Consider the following 10,206-nt stretch of genomic DNA (forward strand, 5'->3'; position numbering starts at 1 on the left):
GCCTGTTGATGAGTTTCCGGAGGATGTCGCGGTCTCCATGTCTGTTCGCGATGCCGTGCATGCCGTGGGGGACAGGGTTGGGCAAAACCGGTTTTGCGGTGCGCGGATTGTGCTGGCCTGTGACGGAATGGCTGGATATTTTTTCGTTGCAGGATGTTTTATGACGGAAGATTTTATATGGAGAAGCTATGAAAGAATTCAACGTTGGTCTTCTGGGTTTCGGTACCATCGGTGCCGGGGTAATCAGGGTGTTTCAGAACAATGCGGAAGTGATGGAACAGAGGCTTGGCGCGCGCCTGACGCTTAAGCGTATTGCCGACCTCGATATCACCACCGACCGCGGCGTGAAGGTCGATGCCGGCGTTCTCACCACCGATGCCATGCAGGTGCTGACCGATCCTGAAATCGACGTTGTCATCGAGCTTATCGGAGGTTATGAGCCCGCCCGCAGCTTTGTTCTCAAGGCCATCGAACAGGGCAAGCATGTCGTGACCGCGAATAAGGCCCTGCTGGCCAAACACGGCGAAGAGATCCTGTCCGCCGCCGCGGCCAAAGGTGTCGATGTCATGTTTGAGGCCTCCGTGGGTGGCGGCATCCCGGTTCTTTCGGCCATCAAGGAAAATCTCTGCGCCAATAATTTCCGCTGCATCTTCGGTATCCTCAACGGCACCTGCAATTACATCCTGACCCGCATGACCAACGAGGGAGCCGATTTTGCCAGTGTGCTCAAGGATGCCCAGGCCAAGGGCTATGCCGAAGCCGACCCGACCTTTGATGTCGAGGGTGTCGACACCGCGCACAAGCTTGCCATTCTCGTTTCGCTGTGTTTCGGTACCCGCATCGACCTGGAAAATATATCCATCGAAGGGATCAGTAAAATCACGCCGCTGGATATCCAGTTTGCCAAGGAATTCGGTTATAAAATCAAGCTGCTGGCCATTGGCAAGCGTGAAAACGGCCAGGTCGAGGCCCGTGTTCATCCGACCATGATCCCTGTCAATTATCCCCTCGCCGATGTCGACGGCGTGTTCAATGCCGTGCGCCTGGTCGGGGATTTTGTCGGGCCGGTGATGCTTTACGGGCAGGGTGCCGGTATGGATGCGACGGCCAGTGCGGTCATGGGCGACGTGATGGCCATTTCCCGCAATCAACTTGCCGGCGGCGGGCGCCGCACGCCCGCCATGGGCTATCTGCCGGAGGCTATGGTCAAACTTCCGGTCAAACCCATGCGGGATATCGTCAGCCAGTATTACCTGCGTTTTACCGCCCTCGACAAACCCGGCGTAGTGGCGAAAATTTCCGGGATCCTGGGCCGCTATGGCATCGGCATCGCCTCCATGATTCAGCCCGAGCGCAAGCAACGGGAGGCCGTGCCCATTGTCATCATGACGCACGAGGCGACCGAGGCGGTGATCAACGACGCCCTGGCCGAAATCGATCAGCTCGATGTGGTTCGCGAGCCGAGCCATTTCATTCGTATCGAAAGCGAGATGGAATAGGGGAATCGGGAAATATTCGGTTTCAAGACAAAAAAAGCGCCTGTACAGGCGCTTTTTTTGTCGGTGTTTTTCTTAACCTCGAACTTCAACAGCCCGCCGGCGTCACAAGGGGCAAAAGACGGCAAACCAGGTTTGCCGTCAAACCAACCCAGCAGCGTCGGTTTCCGCAACAGCCCCACTGAAAAACTGGCGATGCGCCAAAGTTACGTAAAAGCCCTACGCAGATGAAACGTTCTGGATTCGCAGCGACAGTGCCATCAGGCAGTTCTCTAAGAGCCAGAGCCTGTCATAATGGCGATAGCCGACCCTACGTCCTTTCTTTCCATACTTTCTTTAGACGAGTAAAGAAAGTATGCCGGCTGCCGGCCGGGACCGGCGAAGTGGAAGTAAAAGGTTTTGACCTGAACTCGCAGCTTACAGCTCGCAGCTTACAGCTTACAGTTCTAAACCTTTAACTTCAATACCGCGGGGTGGCGCCCCCGCACGGCGCTTTACTCTTTTTGCTTGCCCAAAAAGAGTAAACAGAAAAAGGGCACCCCAGCTCCTGGCCCGCCTGCGGCGGGTTCCCTCCGTGCAGCACCCGCCGGGCGGGCGAAAATGATTCGCTTACGCTCAGATTTCCGCCTGTTTCGCCCGTCGGCCACTGCACTCCGGCGGCGTCACAAGGGGGAATAAAACGGCTGCGCCGTTTTAAATCAATCTCGCAGTGTCTATTTCCCCCGTCTGGCGACTCCGCTCCAGCGGCGTCACAAAGGTGTAACCTGCAAGGTTTTCGCGTCCCGCGTCCCGCGTCCCGCGAACCGTGACCCTCACCCCCTAACCAACCTCCCGGTCTGCCGCAATGCTTCGTACAACACAATGCCGGCGGCGGTGGACAGATTGAGGCTGCGCACCCGGGAGGAGAAGATAGGAATGCGGATGCATCGCTCTGGATTTCGCGCCAGAAGTTCTTCGGGCAAGCCTGTCGTTTCCTTGCCAAAAACGATCAAGTCCCCCGCTTTGAAATCGGCCTCCACATGGCAGCGGCCGGCTTTTTTCGAGGTATACCACCACCGGCCCTCCGGAAAAGCTTCTTCCAGTTCTTCAAGCGTTTCCCAGGTGCGAATGTCGATAACATCCCAGTAGTCGAGTCCCGCCCGCTTCAGATATCTGTCATCAAGGGAAAATCCGAGTTTTCCCACCAGGTGCAGTACCGTTTCCGTAGCGCCGCACAGACGCGCTATATTGCCCGTATTCGGCGGAATTTCCGGTTCTACAAGAACAATATGAAAAGAAGAATCCGTCATATGCCACGTATCATTTGTCCCAGGATTGTGATTGTTCAGCCTCCAGCCTCCAGCCTCGTGCCTCGTGCCTCGGGCCTTTGGCCTTGAACCTTTGGCCTTTGGCCTTTGGCCTTTGGCCTCGAACCTTTGGCCTTGAACCTTTGCCCTCGAACCTCGAACCTCGGGCCTCGGGCCTCGGGCCTCGAACCTTTCCCCTCGAACCTCACCCCGCGACACTGGCTCTGAGCGCCTGATCGAAATCCGCCTTGATGTCCTCAATGTCCTCGATGCCGACCGATACGCGGATGAAATCGGGACTCACGCCGGAGGCTATCTGGTCTTCCGGTGAGAGTTGCTGATGAGTGGTGCTGGCCGGGTGGATGACCAGGGTTTTGGCGTCGCCGATATTGGCCAGGTGACTGGCCAGTTTGACGCTGTCGATAAACCGGGCGCCGGCTGCGACGCCGCCTTTGATGCCGAAACCGAGGATGGCTCCCTGTCCAGCGGGGAGATAGCGCAACGCCAGGGAATGACTCGGATGGCTTTCGAGGCCCGGGTAGTTGACCCATGCCACCTGCGGGTGTCGTTCCAGATAGCGCGCCAGTTCCAGGGCATTCTGGCAATGGCGGGGCATGCGCACATGCAGCGTTTCCAGGCCCTGCAGAATAAGAAAGCTGTTGAAAGGTGAAATACAGGCGCCCAGGTCACGCAGCAGAGTGACCCGCATTTTATCGATAAAGGCTCGGGCGCCGAGGGCCTGGTGGTAGATCAGGCCGTGGTAGCTGGGGTCCGGCGTGGTGAATTCCGGAAAGCGTCCGTTGCTCCAGTCGAAGCGGCCACCGTCGACCACCGCGCCGCCGAGACTGGTGCCGTGGCCGCCGATGAATTTGGTCAGGGAATAACAGACGATATCGGCGCCATGTTCCAGCGGGCAAAACAGCATGGGCGTGGCGACGGTGTTGTCGACGATAAAGGGTACCCCCAGGTCATGGGCAGCCCGGGCCAGCGCTTCGAAGTCGTCCACGTTGTTTTTGGGGTTGCCGATGGTCTCCGTGTAGACGGCCCGGGTTCTGTCGTCGATGGCGGCCTTGACCTTGGCGGGGTCGGAGGTGTCGACGAACTTGACGTTGATCCCCATGCGTGGCAGGGTGTGTTTGAAGAGGTTGAAGGTGCCGCCGTAGAGGTAGGTTCCCGAAACGATATTGTCGCCGCACCGGGCCAGGTTGAGAATGGTCATGAAAATGGCCGAAGTTCCGGAAGCCACCACCAGCGCGCCGGAGCCGCCATCCATTTCGGCAAGACGCTTTTCCAGTACGTCGGTGGTCGGATTCATGATCCGTGTATAGATGTTGCCTGGCTCTTCAAGGGCGAACAGGCGTGCTGCGTGCTCCGAAGAATCGAAGGCGTAGGAGGATGTCTGGTAGATGGGAACGGCCCGTGAGCCGGTGGTCGGATCGGGGCTCTGACCCGCGTGCAGCGCCTTGGTCCCGAGACGGTGGCAGGTTTTTTCGGACATGACGGAACTCCTTCGGTAAAGGTCATGGCAAATCGTCGGGCGGCAAGTGGCGATTTCTGGCTGCGGACGGGTCAAAACAGCTACGTGGCAGTTGCCGGACAGCGCTACCAGGCGGTGTCGGCACAGTTTGCGCCGATCACCGGTTGCCAGTCACCAATCACCGGATTTGAGAGATCCCAGCATATCAGAGAGGCAGGATGCCAGCAAGCAAAGGATGCGGTTCCTCAGGCATGGATGTTTTGTTCATCGAGGCGGTTATCGCCGAGATAGCGCCGCTGATTGTCGGAGCGTCGGTCAAAAAGGTTCACCAACCCGATGCCGATACCATCATTCTGCGGCTCTGGAACGGCCGCCGGGAGCTGCGGCTGCGGCTGAGCGTAGCGCCCGGCGCAAGTGGTCTTTATCTGACCGAAAACCCCTGGATCAATCCCCCGGCGCCGTTGCGTTTCTGTCAGTTGCTGCGCTCCCGCCTCAGCACATTGCGCTCCATCCGGCAGGTTCCCGGCGACCGCATCGCGCTGCTGTTCTTTGAAGGGCCGGACGGTTCGCCTCTTCGCCTGGTCGTGGAGCTTTACGGACGCTGCCCGAACATGATCTTGTGCGACGGGCAAGACCGCATCATCGATGTGCTGCACCGCAGGAATGGGGATGAGCAACATACACCGCGGCGCAAGGGCGCCATCTGGACCGCGCCGCCGCCAGGCCCGGGCCGCTATGCGCTTTGGGACGGGGGCGTTATCGATGATGCCGGCGGCTTGCATGAAAATGCGGCAGGCTGGTTGATGCGGCATGTGCATCCCATGCCGGCGCTGCTGGCCATGGAGCTTGCCGGGCGTATGGCCGCCGGCGAGGATCCGACGGAGGCGCTTGAGAAATTCGTCCGCTCCTGGCGGTGCGGGGAGCGGAGTTTCTGGACCGGAGAAGTGGACGGCGTGCCGCGGCTGGGGGCTTTCCGGCCCGTCTGCCTGAAACGGGAGCAGGTTCAGGAGTTTGCCTCCGCCTCGCAGGCTGCGGACAGCTTTTATGCCCGGGATGCCAGCAACCGGTGCAGCGGCACACAGGGACAGTTGCTGCGCATCGTGCGTCGCGCCTTGTCCCGGCTGCAGAGACGGCTGGACAAACTGCACCAGGAACGGGTTGCTGCGGCCGACGCCGAAACATGGCAACGGGCCGGCCAGTTGCTGACCGCCAACCTGTTCCGGGTCCGCAAGGGGATGACTGAAATCGATGTGGAAAATTTTTATGACCCGGGGACAACCCTGCGCATCGTCCTTGATCCGGCCCTTGCGCCGGCGGCGAACGCGGAGCGGCTTTTCGCAAAATACAAAAAACTGCGGCGGGGCATCGATCATATCGAACGACGCATCACGGAAACCCTTGCCGAGAAACCATGGCTGGAAGCTCTGGAACTGGCTCTTGAAGAGGTTGGAAGCGGCGAGGAGCTGGCGGTGCTGGAGGAGGAAATGCAACAGGCGCGGCTGCTTCCGCGGCAACCGCAAAAACCGAAGCGCCGCCCGGTTTCGGGCCACCCCGGTCTGCGCCGGGGCCTCTCCCCGGGCGGTCTGGACCTGTACTGGGGGATGAACAGCCGCGCCAACGACTACCTGGTCCGGCATGTGTGCCGTCCGGGCGATCGATGGTTTCATGTCAAGGACCGCCCCGGCTGCCACCTGGTGCTCAAGAACCCGCGCCAGGATCAGCCCGTGCCGGAAGCGGATATTCTGTATGCCGCCAGTCTGGCCGCAGGCTTTTCCCGGGCCTGCGAGGAAGGTGCTGCAGAGGTCATGGTAGCCGAGGGCCGCGCGGTTCACAAGCCCAAAGGGGCGCTGCCCGGACAGGTACACATCACCGGATATCACAGCGTGCGCGTCGCGCCCCGTCGCGAGTCCGGCCTGTGACCGACACTCAGCCCTTGTTGATGCGCTCGCGAAGTTCTTTGCCCACCTTGAAAAACGGCAGCTTTTTGGGCTTGACCTCGATTTCCTCGCCGGTTTTGGGGTTGCGCCCGGTATAGGCCTTGTAATCCTTGACCATCAGGCTGCCGAAGCCGCGAATTTCAATGCGCCCGCCGCTGACAAGGGTATCGGACATGGTGTCCAGGACAATGTTGACGATCTCTTCGGACCGCTTGTAGGTCAGGCCTTTTTTTTCCGCCAGGGCTTCAATCAGTTCCGATTTGTTCATCGCGTATTACCTCCGATGATCGAGGACATAGGATATTTTCCTCAAGCGGACGCGTGCGCCGGTACCGCAGGGGGCATGCCACGTCGTTCTGGCAAACGGTTACTCAAACCTTATCCGGACATCCGCAGGCTGTCAATAACTGCCGGAAATTTTTAGTTATTTTATGGAATTTTATGAGACCTGGCTATTCGTGCAGCCGCGCCTGCAAAAGCTGGCAATGCGAAGGATCATGAGGGCGGCGCGTCGCTCGATGGGTCGAGTGACGATCAGATGGTGGTGAAGGGGGACAGGATCCACATGACATGGGTTTCCCCGTCCGCCAGGTTGACCCAACGGTGGGGGAGGTGGGATTTGAAGGAGAGGCTTTCGCCTTCCCCGAGCTGGAACGTTTCCCCCGCGATGGTCATCTGCAGGCGCCCCTTGAAAATATAGAGCAATTCGTCTCCGGGGTGAAACATGTCGGCGTCGCCGCTGCTGCCCTTGGGTTCGATCACGCAGAGAAAACCGGTGAAGCGGGGGTCTCGCAGCCCAGCGGTGAAGGATTCGGTTTTCAGATTCTGATCGTCGTCGAATACCGTGCAGGATCGCTGCCCGGGTCTGGAATGGACGATTTCGTGAGTGTTCTCCACTTCCTCGACAAAATAGTTGATGCTTTTCTCGAACACCGATCCCAGGCGCAGCAATATTTCCACCGAGGGCGTGGTCAGGCCCCGTTCGATGCGGGAAATCATGTTGGCGGATACCTTTGCCCGTTCCGCAAGGACCTGGATCGTAAGGTTGTTTTTCAGCCGAATGGCTTTAAGCTTTTTCCCGATAAGGTTTTTCAGCTGCACGGCGTGCTCCCTGGAAAGGCTCTGGTTCGGCGTCGGTTCACTGGGAAATATTGGGTGCGGGGGACACGACCCAGAGAACTTCCGTCGGGCCGTTTTCAAGATTGCACCAATGATGCGGCAAGGACGCTTTGAAGGACAGGGAATCGCCGCTTTCAAGGATGTAGCGGTCATTCTGGATGGTGAATTCCAGCCGTCCATCGAGCACCATGACGAATTCCTCGCCGGTATGCACCATGTGGCCGCCACCGCTGTTGCATCCCGCCTCCAAAACGTCGTGCAGCACGGTAAAGCTTGGATCGCGCAGCCCCTGTGTCAGGCTGCTGATCTGGTGTTTGTCCTTGTAGAAGAAGATCGGTTCGCCCTGGCCCTTTTTGGTAAAAATCGCGGTGGAGCTTTTTTCGGCTTCCTCGACAAAGTAGCCAATGCTCATGCCAAGGGCCGAGGCGAGTTTCATCAGAATTTTGACGGATGGAACCGTCAGGCCGCGCTCGATGCGTGATATCATGTTGGCGGACACACCGGAAAGATTCGTCAATTCCTGGATGGTGAATCCATTGCCGAGGCGTGTCGCCTTGAGTTTTTTGCCGATAAGCGTTTTGATCACCGGTACCTGCCTTGCCTGGAGAATCATCAAGTTTTAACACCGGGTTATCCCGCCTGTCAATAAAATGCGCCTGAACCGTTTTGCCGGAGACCGCGCCGATATGTTAACCATGCTTTGGCTCGATGTTGACAATTGGGGTGCCGTTTCCGATAATGCCGGGTTGGAGGCCGAAGGGCTGAAGTGAAAGGTGAAAGGTGAAAGGTGAAAGGTGAAAGGTGAGAGGTGAGAGGTGAGAGGTGAAAGGTGAAAGGTGAGAGGTGAAAGGTGAGAGGGAGTGTGTTTTATGCCTGAGAATATTGTTGCCATGGTGCGTCGCATTGCGGACGGCGGCCGGTTGACGGCGGAGGAGGGGCGTCGCATCCTGCGTGCGGGCGGTGCCGAGTTGGGATGGATTCTGGCCGGCGCACAGCAGCTGCGGGAAACCTTTTGCGGTGAGGGGGTCGGGTTGTGCATGATCCTCAACGCCAAGTCCGGGCAATGTTCGGAAGATTGCCGATTTTGCGCCCAATCGGCCCATTACCGGACCGATGCTCCCGTGTTTCCCCTGCAAAGCGCGGGGCGGATCGTGGCCGAGGCGCAGCGGGCCGACAGGGAAGGGGCCCGCTGTTTCGGCATCGTGACCAGCGGCGCCCGCATCTTGCCTGGTGCCGAACTCGAGAGCATTCTTGAAGCCTTGCGCGAGATCCGTGCCACCACCAGCCTTGCGCCTTCCGCATCCCTGGGGATCCTCGATGCCGCGACCGCTTGCGCGCTGGCCGATGCCGGTTGCGTCACCTATCATCACAATCTGGAAACGGCGCGGTCCTTTTTTCCACGGATCTGCACCACCCATGATTATGAAGAAGATCTGCAAACCGTTCGCACCGCCAAACAGGCGGGCATGAAGGTCTGTTGCGGAGGCCTTTTCGGCCTGGGAGAAAGCCAGGAACAGCGACTTGAACTCGGGTTGACGCTGCGCGATCTGGATGTCGATTCGGTGCCGATCAATTTTCTGCATCCTGTACCCGGCACCCCTCTTGCGGATACCCGGCCACTGCCGCCGATGGAAGCCTTGAAGATCATTGCCCTGTTCCGTTATCTGATGCCGGATCGGCATCTGACGGTTTGCGGCGGCCGTGGCCGTACCCTTGGTGACTACCAGTCGTGGATTTTTCTGGCCGGCGCCAGCGGCATGATGGTTGGCGATTACCTGACCACTTCCGGCCGCCGGCTGTCCGACGATCTGCGCATGGTGACCGATGCGGAGCTGACTTATGAGCGTTGCTGAGATGCCGGCGCCACCCGGTTTGTTTGTAACCGGTACGGATACCGGCGTTGGCAAAACCCTTGTCGGTGCCGCCCTGGCTTATCTGCTGCGCCAGAAAGGCTGCCATGTCGGCGTATTCAAGCCGCTGGAAAGCGGTGTTCCCGATCCGTCCGGTCTGGGAGACGATGGGCGTCTGCTGGCCTGGGCGGCCGCTGTAGGCGAGGAACCCGACCTGATCGGTGCGTACCGGCTTCGTGAACCGCTGGCGCCGTCCCTGGCTCTGCGCCGCGAAGGGATACGGGTCGATTGGCGCGATCTGCTGCGCGCCATTCGCCAGAACCGGATGAAATACGATTTCCATCTGGTGGAGGGTGCCGGGGGGTTGCTGGTGCCGCTGGTCGAGAGGCGGCTGGTCGCGGATCTGGCGGCGGATCTGGGTCTGCCGCTGTTGATCGTGGCACGGCCCGGGCTGGGGACCGTCAACCACACGCTTTTGACCCTTGAAGTCGCCAAGGCAAGAGGGCTGCGGGTTGCCGGTTGGATTATCAGCGGTCTGACGGCTGGGGCCGGCGTTGCCGAGCGCCATGCCGCCGAGGAAATCGCACGGCTCACCGATGCCCCGTGCTGGGGCGTACTGCCCCGGGTTGATGGTACCTCGCAGGAAAAGGTTGTGGAACTTGCCGCTCATCTTGACCGCATGGAAATTTTGGGGAAGATCGGGTGCGGGGGGTAGGGGGCAAGGTTCAAGGTTTAAGGTTTAGGGCTGAGATCAAAAGCCTTTACTTCCACTTCGCCGGTCCCGGCCGGCAGCCGGCATACTTTCTTTACCGTCTATTCCCCCTTGTGACGCCGCCGGAGTGCAGTGGCCGACGGGCGAATTAGGCGGAAATCTGAGCGTAGCGAATCATTTCCGCCCGCTCGGCGGTATTGAAGTTAAAGGTTGAGAACTGAAAGCTGAGATCAAAAGCTTTTAGTGCGATAGGAAACCCCCCGGCTCTGCCGGGGGACTTGTAAAGTTTGACAGTACCGGGAGTAAATGAAAGCCTCCCCTCTGTGAAC

General features: G+C 59.1%; 10 protein-coding genes. 4 read left to right on the top strand and 6 right to left on the bottom strand.

The window, feature by feature from the left end:
• Positions 1–188 precede the first annotated feature (188 nt).
• The gene (locus AB7E65_RS09795; protein WP_428745789.1) at positions 189–1,499 is read left to right on the top strand and encodes a homoserine dehydrogenase; all 1,311 of its coding nucleotides are present in this window, start codon (positions 189–191) and stop codon (positions 1,497–1,499) included.
• 809 nt (positions 1,500–2,308) lie between these two features.
• On the opposite strand, the gene AB7E65_RS09800 is transcribed toward AB7E65_RS09795, so the two are convergent.
• Together AB7E65_RS09800 and AB7E65_RS09805 are read right to left on the bottom strand one after the other, a co-directional pair.
• The gene (locus AB7E65_RS09800; protein WP_428745790.1) at positions 2,309–2,785 is read right to left on the bottom strand and encodes a tRNA (cytidine(34)-2'-O)-methyltransferase; all 477 of its coding nucleotides are present in this window, start codon (positions 2,783–2,785) and stop codon (positions 2,309–2,311) included.
• Positions 2,786–2,987: 202 nt separating this feature from the next.
• Positions 2,988–4,280, bottom strand: coding sequence for an O-acetylhomoserine aminocarboxypropyltransferase/cysteine synthase family protein (locus tag AB7E65_RS09805; protein WP_428745791.1), 1,293 nt, complete (start codon positions 4,278–4,280; stop codon positions 2,988–2,990).
• A gap of 230 nt (positions 4,281–4,510) precedes the next feature.
• Here AB7E65_RS09805 and AB7E65_RS09810 point away from each other — a divergent pair, with 230 nt between their 5' ends.
• Complete coding sequence (locus AB7E65_RS09810) at positions 4,511–6,178, top strand: Rqc2 family fibronectin-binding protein (protein ID WP_428745792.1); 1,668 nt, start codon at positions 4,511–4,513, stop codon at positions 6,176–6,178.
• A 7-nt stretch (positions 6,179–6,185) separates the two neighbouring features.
• On the opposite strand, the gene AB7E65_RS09815 is transcribed toward AB7E65_RS09810, so the two are convergent.
• The 3 genes from AB7E65_RS09815 to AB7E65_RS09825 all read right to left on the bottom strand — a co-directional run bounded on the left by AB7E65_RS09815 (position 6,186) and on the right by AB7E65_RS09825 (position 7,901).
• Complete coding sequence (locus AB7E65_RS09815; protein WP_072502030.1) at positions 6,186–6,464, bottom strand: HU family DNA-binding protein; 279 nt, start codon at positions 6,462–6,464, stop codon at positions 6,186–6,188.
• Between the two features lie 266 nt (positions 6,465–6,730).
• Complete coding sequence (locus AB7E65_RS09820; RefSeq protein ID WP_320361192.1) at positions 6,731–7,297, bottom strand: helix-turn-helix domain-containing protein; 567 nt, start codon at positions 7,295–7,297, stop codon at positions 6,731–6,733.
• 37 nt (positions 7,298–7,334) lie between these two features.
• Positions 7,335–7,901, bottom strand: coding sequence for a helix-turn-helix domain-containing protein (locus tag AB7E65_RS09825; RefSeq protein ID WP_428745793.1), 567 nt, complete (start codon positions 7,899–7,901; stop codon positions 7,335–7,337).
• A 283-nt stretch (positions 7,902–8,184) separates the two neighbouring features.
• Here AB7E65_RS09825 and bioB point away from each other — a divergent pair, with 283 nt between their 5' ends.
• Both bioB and bioD read left to right on the top strand, forming a co-directional pair.
• Positions 8,185–9,168 carry a biotin synthase BioB gene (gene bioB, locus AB7E65_RS09830; RefSeq protein ID WP_428745794.1) on the top strand — a complete coding sequence of 328 codons (984 nt, stop codon included), beginning with the start codon at positions 8,185–8,187 and terminating at the stop codon, positions 9,166–9,168.
• A complete protein-coding gene (gene bioD / locus AB7E65_RS09835; protein WP_428745795.1) occupies positions 9,155–9,880 on the top strand; it encodes a dethiobiotin synthase in 726 nt (241 codons plus the stop codon). Before bioB ends, bioD begins: the two co-directional genes overlap by 14 nt.
• A 145-nt stretch (positions 9,881–10,025) precedes the next feature.
• Here the strand turns inward: bioD and AB7E65_RS09840 are convergent.
• On the bottom strand, positions 10,026–10,206 hold a 181-nt coding region (locus AB7E65_RS09840), incomplete at its 5' end, for a hypothetical protein (RefSeq protein ID WP_428745796.1).

This window comes from Syntrophotalea sp., assembly GCF_050253115.1.
Lineage (GTDB): Bacteria > Desulfobacterota > Desulfuromonadia > Desulfuromonadales > Syntrophotaleaceae > Syntrophotalea > Syntrophotalea acetylenica.